The 24800-nt window shown below is 39.7% G+C and carries 12 protein-coding genes and 1 pseudogene; 9 read left to right on the top strand and 4 right to left on the bottom strand.

Going from position 1 to position 24800, the window contains the following annotated elements; genetic code table 11:
- Positions 1-229: 229 nt before the first annotated feature.
- The 4 genes and pseudogenes from H4J73_RS05805 (at position 230) to H4J73_RS05790 (ending at position 10336) form a co-directional block, all read left to right on the top strand.
- Positions 230-1225 carry a universal stress protein gene (locus tag H4J73_RS05805; protein ID WP_182181285.1) on the top strand — a complete coding sequence of 332 codons (996 nt, stop codon included), beginning with the start codon at positions 230-232 and terminating at the stop codon, positions 1223-1225.
- Positions 1222-9738, top strand: a complete 8517-nt coding sequence (locus tag H4J73_RS05800; RefSeq protein WP_182181284.1) for a GH36-type glycosyl hydrolase domain-containing protein — start codon at positions 1222-1224, stop codon at positions 9736-9738. The genes H4J73_RS05805 and H4J73_RS05800 overlap by 4 nt, the downstream gene beginning before the upstream one ends.
- A 227-nt stretch (positions 9739-9965) precedes the next feature.
- Positions 9966-10157, top strand: a pseudogene (locus H4J73_RS05795) (hypothetical protein); the annotation flags it as partial.
- Positions 10154-10336 (top strand): hypothetical protein, encoded by a 183-nt coding sequence (locus H4J73_RS05790; RefSeq protein WP_182181282.1) that lies wholly within the window; start codon positions 10154-10156, stop codon positions 10334-10336. The pseudogene H4J73_RS05795 and the gene H4J73_RS05790, both read left to right, overlap by 4 nt.
- A 133-nt stretch (positions 10337-10469) precedes the next feature.
- Here H4J73_RS05790 and H4J73_RS05785 read toward each other — a convergent pair whose 3' ends face one another.
- From H4J73_RS05785 to H4J73_RS05775, 3 genes are all read right to left on the bottom strand, one after another.
- A complete protein-coding gene (locus H4J73_RS05785; RefSeq protein ID WP_182223436.1) occupies positions 10470-11390 on the bottom strand; it encodes a universal stress protein in 921 nt (306 codons plus the stop codon).
- Positions 11391-11614: 224 nt separating this feature from the next.
- Positions 11615-15193 (bottom strand): CheR family methyltransferase, encoded by a 3579-nt coding sequence (locus H4J73_RS05780; RefSeq protein WP_182181280.1) that lies wholly within the window; start codon positions 15191-15193, stop codon positions 11615-11617.
- A 102-nt stretch (positions 15194-15295) separates the two neighbouring features.
- The gene (locus tag H4J73_RS05775; RefSeq protein ID WP_182181279.1) at positions 15296-15961 is read right to left on the bottom strand and encodes a response regulator transcription factor; all 666 of its coding nucleotides are present in this window, start codon (positions 15959-15961) and stop codon (positions 15296-15298) included.
- Positions 15962-16341: 380 nt separating this feature from the next.
- Here H4J73_RS05775 and lon point away from each other — a divergent pair, with 380 nt between their 5' ends.
- Together lon and H4J73_RS05765 are read left to right on the top strand one after the other, a co-directional pair.
- Positions 16342-18798 carry an endopeptidase La gene (gene lon, locus H4J73_RS05770; protein ID WP_182181278.1) on the top strand — a complete coding sequence of 819 codons (2457 nt, stop codon included), beginning with the start codon at positions 16342-16344 and terminating at the stop codon, positions 18796-18798.
- Between the two features lie 30 nt (positions 18799-18828).
- Entirely contained in the window at positions 18829-19740 is a 912-nt protein-coding gene (locus tag H4J73_RS05765) for a cation diffusion facilitator family transporter (protein WP_182181277.1), read from the top strand.
- A 383-nt stretch (positions 19741-20123) separates the two neighbouring features.
- On the opposite strand, the gene H4J73_RS05760 is transcribed toward H4J73_RS05765, so the two are convergent.
- Entirely contained in the window at positions 20124-20591 is a 468-nt protein-coding gene (locus tag H4J73_RS05760; protein ID WP_182181276.1) for an Hsp20/alpha crystallin family protein, read from the bottom strand.
- A gap of 1003 nt (positions 20592-21594) precedes the next feature.
- On the opposite strand from H4J73_RS05760, the gene H4J73_RS05755 reads away from it, so the two are divergent.
- Genes H4J73_RS05755 through H4J73_RS05745 form a run of 3 tightly spaced genes read left to right on the top strand, consistent with a single transcriptional unit; the run spans position 21595 to position 24767 of the window.
- On the top strand, positions 21595-22800 hold the full coding sequence (locus H4J73_RS05755) for an efflux RND transporter periplasmic adaptor subunit (protein ID WP_182181275.1): 1206 nt from the start codon (positions 21595-21597) through the stop codon (positions 22798-22800).
- Positions 22787-24028: an ABC transporter permease gene (locus H4J73_RS05750; RefSeq protein WP_182181274.1), complete on the top strand. Its 1242-nt coding sequence runs from the start codon at positions 22787-22789 to the stop codon at positions 24026-24028. Before H4J73_RS05755 ends, H4J73_RS05750 begins: the two co-directional genes overlap by 14 nt.
- Complete coding sequence (locus H4J73_RS05745) at positions 24021-24767, top strand: ABC transporter ATP-binding protein (RefSeq protein WP_182181273.1); 747 nt, start codon at positions 24021-24023, stop codon at positions 24765-24767. Before H4J73_RS05750 ends, H4J73_RS05745 begins: the two co-directional genes overlap by 8 nt.
- Positions 24768-24800: the final 33 nt, after the last annotated feature.

Raw genomic sequence — 24800 nt, 5'->3', positions numbered from 1 at the left:
CAAATAACGGAAGCAACTTCGGCTATGTTGCTTTTGGTTAATCGTTACAAATTCCATTCCAATTAATAACATAAATTAACCATTTCAACCTTGTCTGATCATTATCAGTTCGGATATTTATCTCGTCAAATATACTGATAATTCATGCGAGTGTCAGGTGAAGTTAGCTTATTTATTATGCTTACACAAAACTTATTGACTCGTAAGCTTTTAGCGTTAAGGAGTTATTATGCAACATATTTTAGTTTGCCTTGATTTTTCTGAATTATCTAAACAGGTAATACCATTCGCGGTGACTTTAGCACGCGGTTTTGGTGCTAGAATTACCATTTTGCATGTGCTTGAAAAATCTGATTTAGACTTCAATGCGCCAATGGATTGCTTTGAGTGGGAAATGCAAAAGCATGAAGCTACACGTTACCTTAATACCATTCAATCTGAGATCAGAAATTGCGATGTTTTAGTCTCTGCAGAGATAATAGAAGGCCAACCTGCAGAACAGATTCACCATTGGATAAATACACACGATATTGACCTTACGGTACTTTGCAGTCATGGAACTAACGGACAAACACAGTGGCCGTTAGCAAGTACCGCTCAAAAATTAATTTCAGGAACCTCCAGCGCCATATTGCTCATACCTGCCAAATCACTGGCGACACACAAAAGGCATGACAATAATTCGACGCTTTTTTTTCGTAGATTATTAGTGCCTTTAGATGGTTCGAGTTGGGCTGAGAGTGCACTCGCCTATGCTGTTAATATCGCTAATTATCAGCACTGTGAAATGGTCCTTGCGCACGTGATTCCAGAATCAGGCATTACACAAATGGAGCCGCTAAATTCAGAGGGCTTAGCTCTTGCTGAAAATATAAGAGAGTACAACTGGAACGTTGCCTCGCACTATCTCGATAAAATAGAATCACGTTTAAAATCAACGACAGACATTCCAGTTAAAACATCATTGATTAATAATCATGGTGTTGCAGATGAATTAATTAACATTGTTGATGCTCAAGCAATTGATATGGTGATTATGTCAGCCCATGGAAGTTCTAACCACCAAGGCCAATATTGTGGCAAAACTGCCCTCGATTTTCTAGAAAATTGCCACGTGCCCGTTATGCTTTTACGTGGAAATATATCGGAGAGAAAATCAGTTGATAAACTCGATTATTCGCTACTAGAATCGTCGTCTCGCTTGCCCTTACAGGCGGCTTTATGACTTATGAGTTTGGAGCGTTAGATACGGGTTTTGTTGAAATAAAAGCACAAGAGTTGGCATTAGGTCACGTACTGTCTTCGAAAAAACCGAAGCCAATTCCATTGCTTATTGCCTTGCCTAAAATACCTAACTGGATAGAAAATGCTAAAAAGTCGTTTAATACTGCTGATATAAATACGGCAAAAGTAGCGGAATGGATATTTGATAATAGTTATGTGTTAGAGCGATCCCTCCAAAAAATAAAAATTGATATGCCTGAGGATTACTACAAGCTTTTACCGAGCACACAAAGTAGTAAAGGTCATGACCATTTACCGAGGGCTTATCATATAGCCAGTGGTTTACTCGCCGCTGGCGGTATACAAATAGCTATGCCGATATTGGTTGATTTTATTCAGGCATATCAAAAAGAATCACCTCTTGATATCGCTGAATTATGGGCATTACCTACGCTATTGCGCTTAGCGTGTATTGAGCTGGTTATGGCCAGTATAGTGCGTATTGTCCCCGAACTTAACTTACCTTATAAACCCAGCAAGGCAGGGCAATCAGCAGCCACTGCTATTGATGATATTGATTGTTTAGGGCGCGCATTACATTGTTTATCAGTAATTGAAACGATTCCATGGCGTACTTTTTTTGAACAAGTGAGTGTCGTCGAAAAGAAGTTGCGTAATGATCCCGCTGGTGTTTATGCTCAATTAGATTTTGAAAGTCGAGATAGATATTGTAAAAAAATTGAAAAATTAGCGCGTGCTACGTCTTACAGTGAACAAGATATAGCGCGTTGTACACTCGAACTGGCAGACGAAACTGAATCAAATAATGAAAGAGAGAGCCATGTAGGTTTCTGGTTGGTAGATGATGGACAAGTTGTTTTAGAAGAAAAAGTGAATTATTACCTTTCATGGAAGCAACGCGGTAAACGGTTACTACAAAAACACGCTATTACTGTGTACTTATCGCTATTAGTCTCGTTTATCGGCGTAACTGAATTTTTTGCCTGTTATTATTTGTACATTAACCACGCCAATATAGCGCAGTTAGTGCTTGGCTCGTTGTTGGCACTTATTCCTGCTTCTATGTTGGCAGTGTCTACATTGCATTGGACTTTAACCAGTTTACTACCACCACGCATTCTTAATAAACTCGATTTTGATAAAAAAATCAATCCAGATTTTCCTACGGCGATTGTCATACCGACCTTGCTCGGCAGTATTGAGGAAATTGACTCACTGCTTATACGCATTGAGCGACATTATTTATCAAATACCGATCCCGCGCTACATTTTGTGTTACTTACCGATTATTTGGATGCCTGCCAAGAAACTGAACCAACTGACAACCAATTTTTAGGGCATGTTCGTGAAGGTATCATAGGGCTTAATGACAAGTACCGTGCTAATGGAAAAGCTCCTTTTTACCTGTTACACAGAGATAGAAAATACAACGCGAGTGAACGTTGTTGGATGGGGTGGGAGCGCAAACGGGGAAAACTTGATGAACTTAATCACTTCTTACGCGATGAAAAATGTTCCGCGTTCAGTCTTAGTGAAGGTGATATTTCAGCCCTGCGCGCCATTCGCTTTGTTATTACCCTTGATAGCGATACGCAGTTAAGCCGAGGAATGGCGGCGCGTTTAATTGGTACGCTAGCTCACCCGTTAAATCGTGCTGTTTTTGATGATAAAACCGACAAGATAATCGCGGGATATAGCATCATTCAGCCGCGTATTGAAATAGCACCGTCGCGTGCAGAGAGTACATGGTTTTCACGATTAGCATCGGGTGACCGTGTTATAGATATATACAGCCAAGCGGTGTCTAATGTTTATCAAGACCTCTTTGGCTGTGGTATTTTTGTTGGCAAAGGTATTTATGATGTATCCGCATTTAGACGGTGTTTAGGGGGCTGTGTGCCAGAAAATACGGTGTTAAGTCATGACTTATTTGAAGGCATTAAAAGTCGTGTGGCGCTAGCCTCAGACATTGTACTTTATGAGGATTTTCCTAATCACTATTTAGCCTTTACACGTCGCTTACATCGATGGATACGCGGAGACTGGCAACTCCTTCCTTGGTTGAAACGTCAGGTTAGGCTAAGTGATAATAGCTATTGCCGAAATGACATTGATTTAATTGAGCGCTGGAAAATTTTTGATAATTTACGACGAAGTGTATTAGCCCCAGCTTTGCTTTTATGGCTAATGGTAGGTTGGATTTGGTTACCGGGTAACCCTTTAGTGTGGACGGCGTTAGCGCTTATTGCGCCGGTGGGTCACCAAATAGGTCATTTCATTATTGGCATTACTCGACATTTTCATTGGAATGACTTTGAAAATTTAGGCCCAAAAATATTATCCAATACAGGTCGTTGGCTTATGTTGATTGTTTTTCTGCCACACGAAGCCATTGTTGCCCTTGATGCGGTAATTAGAACACTCTTTAGAATAACAATCTCTCAACAAAATTTACTGCAATGGGTAAGTGCAGCGCATACAGATAAACATTTAAAAAATAAAGATTCTTCATGGTATTACTGGCGAGAAATGGCGCCAGGAATTTTATTAACTTGCTTGTTCGCGATTATTATTTTTTACACAAAGGTAGCCGCATTACCTATTGCGGCTCCTTTTTTAATACTTTGGTTGCTATCACCAGAAATTGCCCGGTTAATCAGCCAGCCAATACCTAAAACAGTCGAGCAATTAGATGAGCATGATGTTGTTTTTCTAAGGCGTCTATCTCGACGTACTTGGTTATTCTTTGAAACATTTGTTGGGCCTGCAGACCATTGGTTACCGCCTGATAACTACCAAGAAGACCCTCATGGTATTATTTCTCACCGAACGTCACCCACCAACATTGGCATGATGTTTCTATCAAATCTCACAGCTTGGGACTTTGGTTATATTGGGCCAACTGAACTTGTTTCACGCGTACTTGCGAGTCTCGATTCACTCTTAAAACTGGAGCACTACCGAGGGCATATTTTTAACTGGTACGATACCCAGACCCTAGAAGTACTGTTACCACGTTATGTATCAACGGTTGATAGTGGCAATTTGGCGGCGGCATTATTAACGCTTAATGAGGGATGTAAAACTATACAAAACAGCCCAGTATTTTCTCCTACACGTTGGGATGGTTTAATGGACACCATCGCACTTATTGAAGAGGCAGTAGCTAAACTCGATTGTGATAACAAAGAAGAATTTACAACACTGTGTGAGCATGCGGCCCAGATTCGTAATAAAGCGGCAACTGCGCGCGATAATACCGAGATTTGGTGGTTAACCATACAAGAGTTCTGTGAGTATGACTTTATTGAATTTGATCGCCATTTGGTAAATATCTTGGCGAAAAAATCATCTGCCCATGGGGTCACTGTTTTACGAAATATTCGTGTATGGGTAGGACGAGCACATGCACATTTACGTGATATGCAACGAGATCTGGACAGGTTATTTCCATGGTTAACCATGCTAACTTGTCCGAGCACCTCAGAGCATGAAGCCGATGCGCTGAAGTATCATGATGGCCTAATTATGTTACGCCGTATATTACGGCCAACACTGCCACTGGCCGAAATATCACCCGCGTGTGTCATGGCTAAAAAAATCATCCTAAATTTACGTGAAGAAAAACCGCATTTATGGAACGAAAATCCAGACAATGCCATTTCTGTATGGTTGACGACCCTCGATAATTCTCTCAATACGTCCATGCAAAATGCCTTAAAACTGGAAAAAAATCTGCGCACTATATCAAAAAAATGTCTTGCTGAAGTTGCCAGAATGGATTTTCGTTTGTTGTATGATGAATATACACAACTCTTTCATATTGGTTTCAATGACAGTGCTGGCGTGATGGATCCCCATCACTATGATTTATTGGCGTCAGAAGCTAGGCTAGCCAGTATTGTTGCTATGGGTAAGGGCGATATACCCACCAAACATTGGTTCGCATTGGGTCGTTCGATTACCAAAGTATCGGGTCAAAATGTATTGATATCTTGGGGGGGGACGATGTTTGAGTACCTAATGCCTCGCTTATTAATATGCAGTGCAGAAGGAACCTTACTTGCCCAAAGTGAACAGGTTGCCGTAGATGAACAAATTAGAAGTGGTGAAAAACGTTCAACACCTTGGGGAATATCTGAATCAGGTTATTCGACGGTAGATATTCAACATAATTATCAATATCGTGCGTTTGGTGTCCCGAGTTTAGGGTTCAAGCGTGGCCTAGAACTCGATACCGTTATTGCGCCTTATGCTACTGCGTTAGCACTGGCTATTTATCCTCAACGAGCCACTGATAACCTAAAACGACTCAGTAAATTGGGCATGTTAAACCTTTATGGTATGTATGAGGCAATAGATTATACCCCAAGCCGTTTACCTCTAAATCGTGATTTTACTATTGTTCGCTCACATATGGCGCATCACCAAGGCATGATATTTGTTGCGTTAGCTAATGTATTGTTTAAAGAGCCCCATGTAACGCGTTTTCAACGCAGTACTATTGTGCAAACGGTTGATCTGTTGTTGCATGAACAACTGGCGTTAGATAGTTCACTTGAATTTCCAACCGATGCTATCACCAAAGCGGAAGAAGCAATTGATTTTGAGGTACATAATCTACCTCATCTACCCACGTGGAAACCGGCATTGTGTGGTGCTTTTCCCGAAGTTCACGTATTGGGTAATGGTCGCCTCAATACGTTGATCACCGACTCTGGCGCGGGTGGACTTAACTGGCGACATAATGCGTTAACCCGTTGGTCGCCAGACACTACCCTTGAAAGCCAGGGCGTTTGGATATATCTGCGTGATGAAGACAGTGGTGAAATGTGGTCTGTTGGTCGGCTACCGATGAATAAAACCAATAAAAAGTACGATGTGGTTTTTCACTCACATATGGTTGAATTTCATCGACAAGATCATGGTATATCATTACGTATGGACTTAACCGTGTCGGCGAATGATGATGTTGAAATTCGCCGTATAACGTTAATTAATGATACCCAACAGGTACGTCGTCTTACCATAACAACGTATGCTGAAGTTGTGCTTACAGCACCCAGCGCTGATCAACGCCATCCGGCGTTTAGTAAGTTGTTTATTCATAGTGAACTCGCTAAAAGCATGAATGCGCTTGTATTTGAACGTCGTTCACGCGAGCCGAATGAAAAGCCTCCTGCGCTTATGCATCGCTTTTTGTGTGATAGCGATGCCGTAAAATTAACCAGTTTTGAAACAGACCGTGCGCACTTTATGGGTCGTAACGGCAGTTCACAAAATCCTCAAGGACTTCGTGATGGCTTGTCAGAATCTCTGGGTTGGACCTTAGACCCGATTATGTCTTTGCAAGCAACTGTAGAGCTGTCTGCATTTGCCACAGAAAAACTCGCTTTTGTTACTATTGCGAGTAGCTCGCGTCGGTCTTTGTTTGAGATAGCCCACTGTTATGAAGTGTTATCCTCTATTGATTTAGTGTTTCACGATGCGCTGTTCAAAGCCAGTTTAGGCATGAAAAACTGTGAATATGCAGTACCTTACTTACCCCAACTGCAAAACCTTTTATCCGTACTCATGCAATCACATGCAGCGCTTCGGGTAGAAGAAAGTGTCATTAAAAAAAATAAATTGAATCAGTCTGCACTTTGGGCTTTCGGCATTTCAGGTGATTTTCCCATTTTACTGTTCCGTTTACATGATGAAACTAACGTTGCTTTGCTTCGTGTGCTCATGTGTGCTCATCAGCAATGGCATATAAAAGGCCTAGAAATTGATTTTGTTATTATTCATGAGGGAAGTAGCGGCTATATTGACGAAATTAGTGACAAAGTTCAGGGGCTGTTACAGGACATTGGCGCAGAAACTCTACTTGGGCAACGCAGCGGGGTACATTTACTTCACCTAGGTCAAATGTCCCTTGAACAAGGAGATTTACTTAGAGCGAGCGCTCATGCGATTTTAAGTGACTATGATTCATTAGATAAACCAATAATATCACAAGATAGCAAAGAAAATTGCTTGCCAACGTTTGTCGCCACAGCAGCACAAATAGGCCCAACAGTAAGTCCGCCAGTTGAACGTCGTACTGATCTCGTTTGCTTTAATGGTACCGGCGGCTTTAGCCCTAAAGGTGATGAATATGTTATTTATTTAGCGCCAGATCAAACCACGCCAGCACCATGGTCTAACGTACTCGCCAATGAAAATTTTGGTTGTTTAGTGTCTGAAGCTGGTGGTGGTTACACTTGGGCTATTAATAGCGGTGAAAATAGACTCACCCATTGGGCAAACGACCCTGTTAAAGACTGCCCGAGCGAAGTGGTGTATATACGTGATGAAGAAACAGGCCAAGTTTGGACAGTTACGCCTGACCCCATTGGTACGGGTAACCTTTGTGAAATAACACACGGTGCAGGTTATAGTCAATGGCGCAGCAATTCACACCACTTAGAACAAGCGCTAACCGTAATGGTTGCCCATGAGGACCCTGTTAAAGTAACGCGCTTAGCATTGAAAAATACCCAAGGTAAAGCGCGACGTTTAACAGTTACCTATTATGCAGAACTAGTATTAGGTGCAGCACGCTCGAGCAGTGCGCCTCATATTGTGACGGAATTTGATCCCAAGACAAATGCACTACTCGCGAGAAATGTATGGAATGCGGCTTTCTCTGAACGAATGACTTTTTTGTGTTCAGATAGACAGGTTCATGGTTTCACCGGTGACAGATCTGAATTTTTGGGGAGAAAAGGTAGGTTTAGCACACCCGAAGCGTTAGAGCGTTGGGGGCTTAGCGGCTCCGTGGGCGCTAAATTTGATCCCTGTACAGCGTTACAAATACATGTTGATGTGCCTGCTAATGGGGCTGCAGAGGTATTGTTTTTATTTGGTCAAGGTGATGACCCAAAACACGCACAAGCGCTCATCGAAAAATGGCAGCAACCACAAACTCTCCCAGAAAATTGGAAAAAAGTGCGCGCACGCTGGTCACGTTTATTCAACTCACTGCAGGTTAAAACCCCAGAGCCTTCATTTGATTTAATGATGAATCAATGGCTACTCTATCAAACGTTAGTTTGTCGAATTTTTGCTCGCTGTGGATTGTATCAATCAAGTGGTGCTTATGGTTTTCGAGATCAACTACAAGATGTTATGGCATTGGTCTATGCAGAGCCAGCAATAGCACGTAAACATATCATAGAAAGTGCCGCGCACCAGTTTGATTTAGGCGACGTGCTGCATTGGTGGCATCCGCCAATGGGCAGAGGTGTGCGAACCCATTTTTCAGATGATTTGCTATGGCTGCCTTATGTCACCGCTTACTATGTCGACGTTACTGGGGATAAAACTATTTTTGATGAACAAATACCTTTTTTAACGGGTGAGCCTTTGGGCCACAGAGAAGAAAATCGATACACCCTATATGAGCGAACGTCAAAGGGCTATAGCTTATTTGAGCATTGTAAGCGTGCATTAAATCGCGGTATTAACTCGTCAGGTAAACATGGTTTGTTGTTGATGGGCGCTGGTGATTGGAATGACGGCATGGACCGTATTGGCGCGCGTGGACGAGGTGAGAGCATATGGTTATCTTGGTTTGCCATTGCGGTGATTGAATCCTTTACTGATATACATGAAATGTGGCCTGAAAAGCTGTCGGTAAATGTGTGGCGTGATCGCGCAAAAGAATTAGCGCAGGCCATTGAAAAATCAGGCTGGGATGGTAAATGGTATCGACGCGCTTATGACGATGAAGGTCAGCCGTGGGGCTCAGCAGGCTGTCAAGAATGCCGTATTGATTCCATCGCACAATCATGGGCTACCTTAAGTGGAGCAGGGGATCCTGAACGTGCTGCCCAAGCATTACAATCAGCACAAGATGAACTCGTCGACGAAGAGAATAAGGTTGTGCTCTTATTAACACCTCCCTTTGATGCGACCATGCGAGATCCGGGTTATATCAAAGCTTATCCTCCAGGCATAAGAGAAAATGGCGGACAATACACGCATGCTGCTATTTGGCTAGCGTGGGCGCTAACGCGTCAAGGTGACGGTGACGGTGCTATGCGTATTTTTCGGATGCTTAATCCGATTGAACATTCGTTAAATCAAGAGGACATGAACACCTATAAAATAGAGCCTTACGTCATCGCAGCTGACATTGGCAGTGTATCGCCACATGTCGGACGGGGTGGTTGGAGTTGGTATACGGGTTCATCGTCTTGGGCATATCGCTTAGGCGTCGAAGCCATTCTCGGTATTAACTTTAAAGCAAAACACCTTGCTATGAATCCCTGTATTCCCAAATCATGGCTTGGCTATAACGCAACGTTAACGCGTGATCATGGTGTAATAGAATTATGTGTTGAAGATAATCAAGGGGTAGGGCACGGCGTGGCTGAAATCACCGTGAATGGTGAAACAATTACTGGCAATAAAATACCATTACCGGTTAATGATGAAGTGCTTAATGTTGTCGTTAGATTAGGCTAGATTTGGTGAGATAAAATAAATGACTTATAGCAAAAAATGAATATTACAATATCTATTAGACAGGCTAAATCAGCATAGCAGTGAAAAACGTTGATGATTAATGTTGTGCTTGATTTTTCTCAGGAACCCAAAGCGCCATACGCATTCAAAGTGTTACAGCAACAAGTTGTGCTTTAAGTGCCTGTATTACTTGGGGAAATTATTAATTTAGTTCAGCCAGAGAACTTGTCTTTGGTGATATTATTAGATTACGCATGGGTGATGTGATGCCCGCGGGTGTGCAATTATTTAATGATGACTTTATCTCAATTGATAAGTCATTACTTACAGCAGAGTCACTATCTGTTACCAAAAAAGAGAGCGTAGTCGACTACATGAATACCATAATCAAACAGGGGGAATGCAAGTGTTGGTTATGAATACGGGACAACATACTGGTTTTAATGCCGTTATTGCCAAAGTATCACAAAAAGAACGGAGTCATTTTCATAAAATGGTTATACGCATTGGTAATTTTCTTATTGCGCTCATTCTGGGCTTGGTCACACTTATTCTGATTGATGTTTATAAAATGTTAACTAACAAAACTACGTTATGATGTAAGGCTAAATGCTTAAAATTCCCCTACGTAATACTAGTCGCTACTAAAAATGCGGTGCTTCATAGTATTGTTAGATTACTTTAGGGAAAAATAGCTACCTATAATTTAAACCTAAATTAAATATGTGGCTTTAATAACTCGGTTTTATCGCCAAAATATCACAATTTACTTGGTCTAATATATTTTCCGCCGTTGTGCCGACAAAACCCGAATGTAGTCGTACACCCATAATCAAGAGATCAATATCTTTGTCTTTGGAAATATCAATAAGATGAGCAGAAGCTATTCCATGGACTAAATAGGTGTTTTTCTCATCTAAGCCATAATGCTCTATTAAATGGGCAAATTCACTTTCGTGATATTCCTGTTGCTGATCTTGATATAGTTGATAATCTTCTGTAGAAAGATGAAAACCGAAAAGACCACTTCCCATTGATGGTCCTATTTCTTGACCAATCGGATCATAAGCATGGGTAACGTGAGCAACCGCGTTAAAAAATTCTGACATCATCGCGTTAGTATCAAGAATATCCTTATCTAAATTTGTGCGTTCGTCTTCAACTTTCTTCAAATCTACAGCAGCCATTACATTGTTATAGGCAGTAGTTGAGTGGGATTTTGCTAGCAACAAAGGTACGGGACAAGCTTTTAATAATTGCCAGTCGTTTGGTGTAAAAAGTAATCGCTCAAGCAAAGGATGTGGATGAGTCGATTTAATGACTATATCAGCATGGCATTGTGTCACTTTTTTTAGAATTTCAGCATAAAGCGGTTTATGCCATCTAACTTCGGAGCTTACTGATATATTTTCTTGGGTAACTTGGGAAAGATAAGTATTAAGCCAGCGTTGTTTTGTTTTCAAATAATGATGAATAATTTCTTCTCGCGGATGCTCTTTATTAAACCATTTAGGGGTAAGGCCACTCTGATGTACCACCAAAAATAACTCTATGCTTGCATCAAATTTTTTTGCAAATTGAATCGCTCTAACCAAGGCAGGTTGTTCGTCAATGGTAGGATCCATAATGACAAGAATATGTTGTATTTTCATCGTAACGCCTCTTTCATTAATTAACTTCCCCCATTGTCGTTCATTGAGACCAATGTTCGTTTGGGTGCTCTTGCTTTGTTTATTAATAATAACATCGAGGGTAATTAAATCATTTAATATTGGGCTAAGACTACTGTGTATTAGGGGTTTTTCTGACTTATGTCAGTTGTTGAAAAGTTTATTACGGTACTTCAGAGCATACGCTTGCATACTTAGTTGCTTCATTAAAATATACAACGAATCGTTGTACCTTTATTTGGCGATGACTCAATGAATAAACTGGCATTGATACTGGACGCACGATACTGCATGATATTTAAGCCAATACCTAAATCCGTTTTATTTTCATCTAGGTCAATACCAATACCATTATCATAAATCACCAGCATCATTTGCTTTAAATGTGTTTTCAATTTTAACGTGATCTCTGACGCTTTTGAGTGTTTTATTGCATTATTAATCGCTTCTTGTGCTATGCGGTAAACTTGAGTGGCAGTGGTGTTATCTGAAACTTTTAATATTGTTGAGAACTCAACTTGGCTTTTCATGTTGGCTTTATCAACCATTTTCATTAATTGAATTAATGCTTCCTGCAGTTTTTGAGGCGGGAATAAAACGGGAGATAAACCATGGCTTACATGACGAGTTTCCCCTATGGCTAAGCTTATTTGCTCTATTATCTGCTCTAATGTTTTACTACTTTTATCATCGGTATTTTTTATATTTCGCTTTAAGTCACTGGCCAATAAGTTAATGCCTGTTAAGCGTTGCCCCAAGTTGTCGTGCACGTCATGGCCTATTTTTTCTTGTTCTAGGGTACTGATATCAACGATGGCTTTCTTTAACAAGGTTAATTCGCTTAAATCATTAATAATACTAATAAAAACCTTATCATTGGCCGTTGCCGTGGTTGTTAATCGAATAGGAAATTGACTACCATTTTTTCTAATCGCCTTTAATTTTTTTGGGGCTAGTGTTACTATTTTACGGCCAATATTAAGATCAGTATTTCGTCTCTCTTTTGTATTTTCAATAAATACAATGGGCACTAATTTCTCAATGTTTTTTCCTAAAATTTCAACTGCGCGATAACCAAACATATATTCTGCTGCTTGATTAAAATCGGTTATTACGTTCTTATCATCCATAACAACAATGGCTTCTGAGGCATATTTCATTATGCTAGTCAGTCGTATCTCACGGTCATTAAGTGCTTTTGTGCGTTCTTGCACGCATTGCTCTAAGTGCTTTTTTTTGTGGTAACTTTCTGTGACTTCAACAAAGGTGATGACAATGCCATTGATATGGTCATCAACCGTGCGATAGGGCACTATTCGTCTTAAATAACAACGACTTTTCTTACTATCACCTAAAGTCCAAACGTCTTTTTCAATCGGGGTCAGTTTATCGAGTACTTGGCGGGCGTCGGTCAGTAGATCGTTATTAGTCACCTTCGCGGAAAAATCACTAATCGAGCGGCCTATGTCACTTTCTCGTAAGTTCAGTAATTCACCTATTGCGGGGTTAAATAACCTGATTTGTAATTTTCTATCAAGAAAAATCGTTGCAATATCAGTGCTAGACAGTAAGTTTTGGGTATCATCACAACTTTTTTCTAACTCCTCGACTTTAAATTGTAATTCACTATTGACGGTGTTGAGCTCTTCGTTCATTGATTGCAATTCTTCTTTTGAGGTTTCAAGTTCCTCATTGGCTGATTGCAATTCTTCATTCATCGACATGACTTCTTCGTTTGATGCTTTGAGCTCTTCGTTAGAACTTTCAAGCTCTTCAACTGTACTTTGTAAATCTTCTCGTGTTGCGTTTAGCTCATATTCTAGTTGTTCAATAATGCTTGAGTCATTGCTCGATAAACTAAATGTTGTTGAAGGTATGACTTTATTACTGGCAGAGCCTTGCTTTTCTTCAAAAGTAATTAGCAGTAAATCACTCGGAAATTTAGGATCAAATACCGGCCGCACCGTTATTGTACAAGGTACATAGTGGCCATTACGTTTAACTTTAGCGTCAAGGTCGACAATGGGTTGATTTTCTTTAAGTACATAATCGACAGCGGTTCGAATGCGAGCGCGCAAACCTTCACGCAGTAATGTTATTATATCGTGAGTTGGCGTGCCTTTAGGAAACTCTAAAAAATTAACAGTCGGCCCTTGAAAATGTAATATTTCATAAACGCGATTAATGAGTACCGCTGCGGGCGCATATTCTTCTAAAAGATCTCTGTTAACAAGTTCGGCAAATCGAGCTGGTGGCGTGGCATGATAAGTCATTGTTTTATAATTATGTTTCGTTGTGAAGTTTTGATGTGTATTACGCTCAATAGGAAAATTAATCGACATTTTATTTGTCGCTTTAATTGACTTAAATAACCGCCATTTTTTAGAGAGTGTTTCAAATTTATTTTTATTATTACCTAATGATTCTGAAGGGCCAAGCATTAAAACCCCGCCGGGTTTTAGCGCAAAGTGAAAGGTATTGAGCACATTGCTTTGTAATTCAGGTTGAAAATAAATGAAGAGGTTGCGACAACTAATGAAATCAAGACGTGAGAAAGGTGTATCACTGATCAGGTTTTGTGTCGCAAAAATAATCGTTTCACGTACAACTTTTTTAACTTGATATTCGTCTTTAGCCGTTAATTCAAAAAAACGGGCTAAACGATCAGAGCCAATATCTCCAACAATACTTTTAGCGTAGCGGCCTTCACGGGCAACTTTTAATGATTGCTCATCAATATCACTGGCAAAAATTTGAGCAGAGACTGGTTTGTGAGCTTGCTCAAACGCTTCAAAAACCAACATAGTGATGGTGTATACCTCTTCACCAGTAGCGCAAGCAGGTACCCAGATACGCAAAGGGTTTTCTTCTGAGCATTGTAAAATGAGTTGAGGTAAAACCTCATCAGCGATAACTTGAAATGCTTCGTTGTCTCGAAAAAAAGCGGTTACTCCAATTAATAAATCTCTATTTAATGCGGTAGCTTCTTCAGGGTTAGCCTTTAAAAAAGCGTAATATTCTTCGAGAGTATTTGACTGATTAACGCACATACGTCGCTGAATACGTCGTAGTAGCATATTTTTTCGGTAACCACTAAAATCATACTTAATGCGCGTACGCAAATAAGCCAATATGCGGAACATACTTTTCAGTATATCTTCTGTAATGGTATTAGTTGTTGTTTCTAAATAAGGATGCGATGCATATTCAATCAGCATCGCTGGCATATCCTTAGGTGAGGCAATCATATCAACTAAACCAGTATCAATTGCATTTTGCGGCATTTGAGCGTAATGAGTGGTCAATGGATCTTGCACCAGAATGAGACCACCGGCAACTTTAATATCTCGAAAGCTTAACGTACCGTGACAACCGGTGCCTGATAATATTATCGCAACACTACGTTCACTTTGGTCCTTAGCTAGGCTGGTTAAAAAATGTTCGATAACATTCCAGCATTGGCGAGGGGAGGAGATATTATTGAGTTGTAAATGTTGGTTCGAAATAGAGACTTCTTTACCTGGGGGTAAAATATAAACGTGATCTGCTTTGACCAGCATATTGTCTTCAATTTCGAGTACTGGCATGTTGATTTTTGTCGCCAGTAGGGGAGCCATTAAACTTTGATTATTGGGATCTAAGTGAGGGAGCAGTACAAAGGCTATACCAGTATTTTTAGGCATCTTGGAAAAAAAAGCTCTAAAGGCATCAAGACCACCTGCAGACGCGCCCATACCTATAATAAGGCTAGGTTTATTTTTATTATTTATACTGTTTATTGACATTTGATACTCAATAGCTCTTTCTAAAACACCTTCGGTAGTAGGGTAAGTATAACGAGTTATGAATTTTATTAATATAACAAGATATTGTTGTATAAGTGTTATTTAATCTTTTTCTAGCGCCCACATTATTGCGGCCCTAATCAATTGTGTACCTGAGGTTAATGATAGTTTGTCTTTTATATGGCGCCGATGTGTTTCAATTGTTTTAACACTCAGTTTTAAGTTATTCGCAATGTCTTTAGTCTTTATTCCTTTACTTATTAAATCAAAGACTTGTAATTCTCGGTCGGTAAGTTTTGTCAGGATATTATTTTTGTCATAGAGTAGATAATTTGACTGAAATTGCTGGTTTAACAAATTTTCAGCAATTTCTGGTTTAACAAATATTTGGCTTTTTACGACCTCTCTGATGCCGAGTAATAATTTTTGTGCTGAGTCTTGTTTGTTAATATAGCCTGAAGCGCCATTATTTATAGCACGTTCTGCATAAAGCTCGTCATCATGCATTGATAAAGCAATTATCTGCATTTGTGGTTTCCAATAATGAAATTGTTTTATTAAATCAAGGCCATTACCGTCGGGTAATGAAATATCAACAATGGCGACATCGGGGTTTAAAAAGGGTCGCATTTTAAGTGCTTCATCAACGTTGCTTGCTTCGCCGCATAATGTTAGGTCAACCTCACCATCAATTAGTTGTCGTAAGCCTTGGCGAACCAATTCATGGTCATCAACAATAAATACTTTGGTGATACTAGGTTTACTCATCAGCTATCTCCTTAAGCTTAATGAAAATATTAATAAAGGTCATTACCAAAATCACCCAATGGTATTGTAACATACTTTATCACTATCCGTAATTGGACATATTACCAAAATAATAAAGTGGATAAACTGATAAATGTCAGTGAGTCTTTCAATGCTCCCGCCTAAAATAAATGATACGCCTACCCGTAAATAATTAAATGGGACATTAGTCGTAAGGTGATATTTTAAATTCAACATTTTCAAATTTAAATTCAAGATGTTATGACGATATTGTTCAAATTAATTACATATTAAGAAGTCATTTAAAAGGCAAAGGGTCATCGAGAGATAAAAGTGACCTAGTCACCTTTCATGCTTTGCACAAAAAAAAAGGAGTCACTATGTCAGACATAAAAGTTGATAACCATAACGGCAATGAACCTATCAATGTTACTCAACCCGATAAAAACTGGTTGTTTATTCCCAGTGAATTACCTGTATTGCCGATACGTAATACCGTACTTTTTCCTTATAATGTCATTTCTATTTCGGTTGGACAAGCGAGATCAATTAAACTTTTAGAAGATGTTTTTTCAAGTAACAAGTTATTAGCTATTGTTACTTATAAGGATCCTAATACTGAAGAACCTGGCCCTGATGAACTTTATTCTATCGGGTGTATTGCTCAAGTTATTAGAACCACGCAAGGCGAAAACGGTCATATTAATGTTTTATTGCAAGGCTTAGAAAAGTGCTCTGTTGATCATTGGTCAAAAGACCAGCTCTATTTAAAAGCTGAAATAAATAAGCTGGAAGACATTGAACCGGAAGATGGCGATTTTGAGGCAGAGGCCGTACGCATTAATTTACTGAAATCATTTACTCAGTTGATAACTATTCTTTCATACTTACCCGACACGTTAGTTCATACACTGACACAAACTTCAAATTACCGCCAGCTAACCTATTTGATTAGTTCGAGTATGCGATTAAAAGTAAAAGATGCGCAAGAAATTCTCGAAGAGTCTGATGTGTTAGCCAATATGTTAAAATTGATTGATTTGGTTCAGCATGAAATGAACATTCTGGAGTTAGGTCAAAAAATACAAACAGAAGCCCATGGTGAGATGGACAAAGCACAAAGAGACTATGTATTACGACATCAAATCAAAGCGATTCAACGAGAATTAGGCGAAGAAAATGGCCAAAATATAAAAATAGAAGAATATAGAAAAAAAATTGAAGAGAGCGGCATGTCAACTGAAGCGAATAGACAAGCGTTACAAGAGTTGTCTCGTTTAGAGCGTATTCCCGAAACGTCTTCAGAGTCAGGAATAACAATGACCTATCTTGATTGGTTGACCGCTTTACCGTGGAATAAAATAACTGAAGATGTATTGGATATAGAAAAGGCCCAAAAAACACTTGATGAAGATCATTATGGGTTAGATAAAATAAAAATTAGGATTTTGGAATATTTGGCTGTGCGTCAACTTCGTCATCAGCGAAGATCCAAACAAGACGACAACTATGATGGTAGTGATGATAAGTCAGTAAAAATACGACAAGACCGAGAAGGTGTAATATTGTGTTTCGTTGGGCCTCCCGGCATTGGCAAAACATCATTAGGTCATTCAATTGCTCATGCTTTGGGACGTAAATTGATCACCATAAGTTTGGGTGGCATACGTGATGAGGCCGAAATTCGCGGTCACCGGCGAACTTACATTGGCGCTATGCCAGGTAGATTCATCAAGGCATTGCGTGATGTAGGTACTAAAAATCCTGTTATTTTATTAGATGAAGTAGACAAAGTTGGTGGGGATTCACGCGGAGATCCGTCAGCGGCATTATTAGAAGTATTGGATCCGGAGCAAAACAAGGCATTTCGTGATCACTATTTAGAAGTGCCCTTTGATTTTAGTCAACTGATGTTCATTGCTACGGCAAATCAACTTGATTCAATTCCTGGGCCTTTGCGTGACCGCTTGGAAGTGATCACTTTATCGGGTTATACCGATGATGAAAAATTTAATATTGCTCAACGTTATTTACTACCAAGACAATTACGAGAAAACAGTTTGCGACCCGAAGAGTTAAAGATAAGTAAAAATGCTATGTTGCGAATTATTCGTGAATATACGCGAGAAGCAGGGGTACGAAGCCTTGATCGTCGCTTAGGATCAATTTGCCGTAAGCTAGTGATAAAATTAGCAAAAAATGAGAATGAATCACTACATGTTAATTGTACTATGCTAGAAAATTTAATTGGTAAGCCTGCTTTCTCTTATGATATTGCGCAACGTACAGAACGTTATGGTGTGGCAACGGGGCTTGCGGTAACGTCGGTGGGCGGAGAAATTTTGTTCATTGAAGCGAGTGCAATGCCAGGTAAAAAAGGCTTGAGCATCACCGGACAGCTTGGTGATGTAATGCGTGAATCAGCCGAAGCCGCATTAAGTTATGTACGTTCACATGCCACGGCATTAGGTATAGAAAATAAGGTATTCGAAACAACCGATATCCATGTACACATTCCTGCGGGTGCTATTCCAAAAGATGGTCCTTCTGCGGGCGTTGCTTTAGTGACGGTGCTCGTTTCATTGTTAACGAAACGTCCGGTATGCAATGACGTAGGGATGACCGGAGAAATTACCTTACGTGGTTTAGTTTTACCTGTTGGCGGTATTAAAGACAAAATATTAGCAGCACACCGAGCAGGCTTAACCACGGTGATTTTACCTAAATATAATGAAAAAGATTTAAGTGATTTACCGCAGTCAATACAGAATAAAATGACTTTTATTTTAGCTGAACATGTCGATACTGTGTTGAAAAATGCATTTGTAAGCCATTAATAATTTTGAATGTGTGACTAGGTTCAATGTATGAGGTTGGCATTAGTTACCCGAGTTATAGAGTTATATATTTTGAATAATAACGCTCAAAGAGATGAAAACGTTCAGCGAGTTATATTGATTGAAGGCTCTGTTAACTTTGTAGTTCTGGTAGCAAAGTTACTCGTAGGTTTGTCTACAGGGTCACTTGCGATTGTTGGCGATTCCATTCACTCTTTAACCGATGTCATCAATAATGTGGTCGCGTGGGTTATTTGTAGAGTATCAAGCTCACCTCCAGATCGTGAACATCCATACGGGCACCGTAAGTTTGAAACTTTAGCTGTTTTCTGCCTTGCTTCTTTATTAGTTGTACTTTCATTTGAGCTTGGTATTCACGCGATTAATAAAGATGAAACAGAAATAGAAAATTCAACGTGGGGTTTAGGGATTATGTTTGCCGTGTTAACCGCAAACATAATATTGGCAACTTGGCAGCATAAATGTGCTAGAAAATTAAAATCGGATATATTACTTGCAGATGCAACACATACTTTTTCCGATGTATTAACAACGATTGTCGTTATCGCTGGATGGCAATTTTCTGCAATGGGTTATCTTTGGTTAGATAGCGTTTGCGCGCTAGGCGTTTCATTTTTAGTACTTTATCTCGCCTTTGGTCTATTTAGAAGGGTTTTGCCAACGCTCGTGGATCAGTTTGCTTTAGATCCTGAATTATTATCCAACTCCATTAAAGAGGTTCAGGGTGTGTGCGAAGTTAATCGAGTACGTTCTCGCTGGATTGGAAGAGAAAAGTCAGTTGATTTAGTCATTTCAGTTAATCCAGAGTTATCAACAATAGACTCGCACAATATAGCAACAAATGTGGAAACGCATATTGAGAAAAAATACGGTGTATATGATATTTCAATTCATGTTGAGCCAATGCTTAAAAACACATAATAAAGGCAGAAAAAGCATGTCAAAAAAAATTGGTTTACTCACTACACTGTTGTCATTTAAAGTAGTTAATGTAGGTGTAAAGACTGTTTTTATCTAACGTGCATCGACCATAAAAACTGTGATGCCAAAATTTCCTGCATAGCCCTAGATAAATTATTGATGGAAATAGAAATGAAAAATTGCTCTTGTTACAAGCGCTATTAGCGTGGTTTTGTAAATAAACGTGCCGATGACTTTTTAGTGAGAGCCTCTAAAAATGTTAACGTATAATATTGAGTTATCGTATATTGGCGAGTTAGATACACTGCAGCCAAAAAGATATCCGCTAAAGGGAGCGTTACTTTAGCGAATACTTTAGTCGATCTAAAAATTATCTTGTTTGCTTAATCGACTTTTATTTCTATTTTCTTTTGAGCTGCTGCACCAATCTTAGGCACAATAACTTCCAATACTCCCTTATTGCAATGAGCTTCGATTTTTTTAGACTCACTAGAGGCATCAGGTAGGTTTATACAACGATAAAAACTACCAAAACTACGTTCAACACGACGATAATTTTGTTTGTTTTCTTCTATTTTTGATTCCCGTTTACCTTCAATGATCAAGTTTCCATTTTCCATGGTTACTTTGATATCTTTTGGATCAACACCTGGAATGTCAGCTTTAACGATATATCGGTTGTCTCGTTGTTCTATATCAGTGGCAGGGTGCCAATCTGTTGAAAGAAGATCTGACTGTCGACTAAATATAGGCAAGTCACGGCCAAAAAATTGATTCATCTCATCTGATAACTGAGAGAACATAGGAAGTTGTGGCATGGTGGATAATGGTTGATGTTTAAATAATGACATAATAATCTCCAAATTAATGTTAATTAGGCAGTTATGGCTTGCATCAATAACTACGTATAAAATAAATAACATAGAACCAATTACTTGGTTTAAATAGTAGTTTTTACCCTATGTTAAGCGCTGTTCAACGAAAATGTAAACACCGCTACTATCGAAATTGAGATTATCATTTAGGTTTATAATTTCCCTGATAAATGTCACTTGTTTGTTTTAAAAGAACGCCATTGCCGCGGAAGCGGTTTAGTTCAATGGTGGTGCAGATGCCCTTGAACAAGGATAATATTGCATTGATATTGGTGTCTATTGTCGAATTAAATTATCAGTAATTTGGAATGGCCAAACGTTCGCTATACCACAGAGATAGACGCGCTTAAATCTAGTCAACACAACATGTTAGATTAGTATTATTAAGAGGCTGGTTACTTAGAATGTGGGGGGGGGGCAAGTCTCTTCCCAACCGCACGACTAAATTATACATTCAGATACCGAAAGGCTGATTCGTGATGAATCAGCTTTTTTTGTTGTTACTCATTGGTCTCTATTGTTTACTCGTTATTCCTGAGCAGGTTAGCTATTTAGGAATATGTTTTATAAGATTGAGCGATATCTTTATCTGGGTCATTGAATAAATACTATAAGTTTATAAAATGTCACAGCAAACATCACTAAATGATAAACTTATATAGAGCAAAATGAAGGCTACTTAATTTTGTTTACGATTGCTATACCCATACTACATTATGCTTATATTAACTAAATAGAATAAGTTATTGCTTCTGAACTTGTTTAAGGTCAATTCATCATCTAATAAATAAGAAAGCTGAGATGAAATTGCCTACAATGCTTATCTGTTTGGTGGTGAAATCAAAATTATACCCTTTATTACAGATGTTTTTAGTCTAAAGCATGATCAGTTTAATCGCTATGGGCCGTCTGTATAAAAATTATATTCGTTTCATCTCGTTTAATCGAGCTGATTTAGTAGATTTATAACGAGGCTTAAATGCGCATAATCTATAGTGTTATCATTGTCGTGGTTTTCGCGGCTTTATTGGTCGGTATCCCAAAATGGCTCGGGCCAGTTCTGCCTGCATTAACAATTAAACTGATGCCACTTGAGTTGCGCATTGTCGCCAGTGGAGAGGTGCGGTATCAATCATTAGCACGCATTGGTAGCGAACTTACAGGTACGGTAAAGAATCGCTATGTACGAGAAGGTGATCAGGTTAATAAAGGTGATTTGCTCATTGAACTTAATCATGAAGGGTTACCATCGCGCTTAGCCCAACAGCAAACATTACTGCAACAATTATACATAATTAGTAGGCCACAAGCACAAGCTGCTTTAGTTGAGGCGAATCATAATTTACGTCAATCCAGTCGTGAAGCAAGGCGTCGCGAAGCTCTAGCCCAGAAAAACCTGTTGTCTATCGAACAGGTTGAGCAAGCACAGCGCACGGAACTCAATGCAAAAACATCATTAACTTATGCACAGCTAACAGCTGATTCCTTAGCAGCGAACAGCACTGAAGAGCAGTTACTCCAGCAACGTGTTAATAGTGCAAAAGCTGATCTTGCTAAAACCCTTATTTATGCACCTTTTGCCGGACGTATACAAACTCGTAATGTTGAGCCAGGTGATCTCGTACAACCGGGCAAGGTCTTGTTAGAAATTGCTCGTAGTGATGGTCAAAATCGTGAAGGTATTGCGAACGATGGTCTCGAGGTTGTTATTGCATTGGATGAGAAAAATTTTGCTCCCCTGCGATTAGGCCAATCGGTTCAGTTGATTGCTGATGCTTGGCCAGAGGTTTCAGTGGCAGGTATTGTCAGCTTTATCGCTCCAGCAGTTGATAGTGGACGTGGTACTATTGATGTACACATTAAAGTACTAGCTGCCCCCTCTGATAAGCAACATACTTTTCTTCAAGGCATGACCATTTCTGCCAATATTATCGCGGCAGAAAGAGAGCAAACTTTAGTGTTACCTAATGATTACCTCTATAGTTCAAGTGGCAAGACACATGTTTTTCGCTGGACAAACGGCGCTGTTAACAAAACTGAGGTGGTGCTGGGCTTACGTAATTCAACTCACAGTGAAATCGTTTCAGGCTTGGCAGAAGGTGATGTTGTCGTTCAAGCAGACAATCTGATTAATGGTCAGCGCGCTCGTGTAGATTTTGAACAGGTAAAACATGTCATTCGTTAACCGAATTTCCAGTCTAGGTGATTCACTTTGGATTGAATGGCGCATTGCATTACGTTTTCTTGCTGATAACCCGCTTCAAACATTATTAATTAGTGTCGCAATTTCGGTAGGTGCAGCTGTTATCGTATTTATCACAGCATTGATTATGGGGCTGCAAAGTAACATCATCGAAAAAACTTTAGGGACACAAGCGCATATTCGTATTGAAGCCACACAGCAACACAATAATTTATCAGTAATCCCTGAGGGAAAGTATATATGGGTTTTAGAAAACCCTCGGGCACAGCGTTTACAAACCATTAATAACTGGCAAGAAGTGCGCGATACACTCGATAAGTATGCAGCGTTTACTACTGTCTCACCACTCATCTCAGGGCCAGCATTTGCGCAAAAAGGAACAGCGCGTGCCTCTGTAGGCCTAATGGGCATAGATCCTGAGCGCTATACCGGTATTATAAAACTCAAAGACTATCTTATCGAAGGGGACTTTAGTGTTGCAGCCAGTGATGTATTGATTGGTAGCCAATTGGCAGATGATTTAGGTCTGCGAACGGGTGATAAATTACGGTTAGATGCTGGTGATAATCGCGAGTCAGTAATGGAGGTAGCTGGTGTTTTTGAATTGGGTGTGCGTGAACTCGACAGCCGATATGTTTATACCAGCTTAAAGCAAGCGCAAACTTTACTTAATTTACCCGGTGGTATTACGATTTTAGAGTTAAAAATTTCTGATGTATTCAGCGCTGAATATTGGGCGCTGCGCACTAAAAGGTTAACAGGCTTAAATGTTCAAAGCTGGATGGAAAGTAATGCACAGTTGCTTAATGCGCTGAAATCTCAAAGCATGACCACGCAGATGATCCGTGTCTTTGTTGCTTTATCAGTGATCTTTGGCATTGCCAGTGTGCTTGCCGTGAGTGTAGCGCAGCGTACACGTGAAATTGGTATTTTACGTGCTATGGGGAGTTCGCAGAAACAAATACTGAGGATCTTTCTCTGGCAGGGCGGGGTTCTTGGTTTAGCGGGATCATTATTAGGAGTATTGGTTGGCTATACCTTGGTGCAAGTATTTAACTCTATTGACGATCGCTTATTTTTAATTCGTTTGGAGCCTTCAATGTCATTATCAGCAATTATTATTGCGACTGCTGCAGGTGTCATTGCTGCTATGGTACCGGCTAGGCGCGCTGCGAAATATGATCCTGCGGTGGCGATTCGCTATGTCTAAGTTGAACTCGCTTAAAAGCATAGTAGACCAAAAAATCGTGTTGCAGTTACGCAACCTAAATAAAATTTTTAATACTAATACACCGTTAGAAAATCATGTTTTACATGATATTTCGTTGCAGATCAGTCCTGGTGAACTAGTCGCTTTAGTGGGTACTTCTGGTTCTGGTAAAAGTACGCTACTCAATATAATGGGATTGCTCGATATATCTTCATCGGGCGAACTCTGTATTCAAGGGAATTCAATTCAAGGTATGAGTGAACAAAAGCGCACACAGTTACGCAGTGAATCGATTGGTTTTGTGTTTCAGTTTCACCATTTGATCAGTGCCTTCAGTGTGCTAGATAATGTACTGATGCCTTTGATGTTACGTTATGGCAAGCCTTCTGTAGAACAGACTTCCTATGCAGAGTATTTATTAAACGAGGTTGGGTTAGCTAACTTTAAGCATCAGAAAACTAACCGTTTATCGGGCGGACAACAGCAGCGTGTCGCTATTGCACGTGCTTTGGTCACTCGTCCTGCGTTGATTTTGGCTGATGAACCAACGGGTAACCTAGATACTCAAACAGCGGATGAAGTTTTTAGCCTCTTTGAACGTTTTAATGTCGAGCATCAATGTGCGATTATCATTGTTACCCATGATCCACGTTTAAGCTCTCGATGTCTGCGGACGGTTTGTTTAACTGATGGACGTATTGTTTATGATGGTGCTTCAGTAGATTTTAAAATACCTTAACTCATTCCAACGATTGATCTTCATTACAGAACA

Origin of the sequence: Colwellia sp. MB3u-41 (genome assembly GCF_014076845.1) — a bacterium.
Classification (GTDB): Bacteria; Pseudomonadota; Gammaproteobacteria; order Enterobacterales; family Alteromonadaceae; genus Colwellia_A.
This window is presented reverse-complemented; position numbering and strand designations above follow the sequence as displayed.

Coding starts and splice junctions, on each gene's coding strand:
- H4J73_RS05750 (WP_182181274.1), top strand. CDS start 22,787: ATGTCATTCGTTAACCGAATTTCCAGTCTAGGTGATTCACTTTGGATT.
- H4J73_RS05765 (WP_182181277.1), top strand. CDS start 18,829: ATGAGGTTGGCATTAGTTACCCGAGTTATAGAGTTATATATTTTGAAT.
- lon (WP_182181278.1), top strand. CDS start 16,342: ATGTCAGACATAAAAGTTGATAACCATAACGGCAATGAACCTATCAAT.
- H4J73_RS05800 (WP_182181284.1), top strand. CDS start 1,222: ATGACTTATGAGTTTGGAGCGTTAGATACGGGTTTTGTTGAAATAAAA.
- H4J73_RS05745 (WP_182181273.1), top strand. CDS start 24,021: ATGTCTAAGTTGAACTCGCTTAAAAGCATAGTAGACCAAAAAATCGTG.
- H4J73_RS05760 (WP_182181276.1), bottom strand. CDS start 20,591: ATGTCATTATTTAAACATCAACCATTATCCACCATGCCACAACTTCCT.
- H4J73_RS05780 (WP_182181280.1), bottom strand. CDS start 15,193: ATGTCAATAAACAGTATAAATAATAAAAATAAACCTAGCCTTATTATA.
- H4J73_RS05805 (WP_182181285.1), top strand. CDS start 230: ATGCAACATATTTTAGTTTGCCTTGATTTTTCTGAATTATCTAAACAG.
- H4J73_RS05785 (WP_182223436.1), bottom strand. CDS start 11,390: ATGAAAATACAACATATTCTTGTCATTATGGATCCTACCATTGACGAA.
- H4J73_RS05755 (WP_182181275.1), top strand. CDS start 21,595: ATGCGCATAATCTATAGTGTTATCATTGTCGTGGTTTTCGCGGCTTTA.
- H4J73_RS05790 (WP_182181282.1), top strand. CDS start 10,154: ATGAATACGGGACAACATACTGGTTTTAATGCCGTTATTGCCAAAGTA.
- H4J73_RS05775 (WP_182181279.1), bottom strand. CDS start 15,961: ATGAGTAAACCTAGTATCACCAAAGTATTTATTGTTGATGACCATGAA.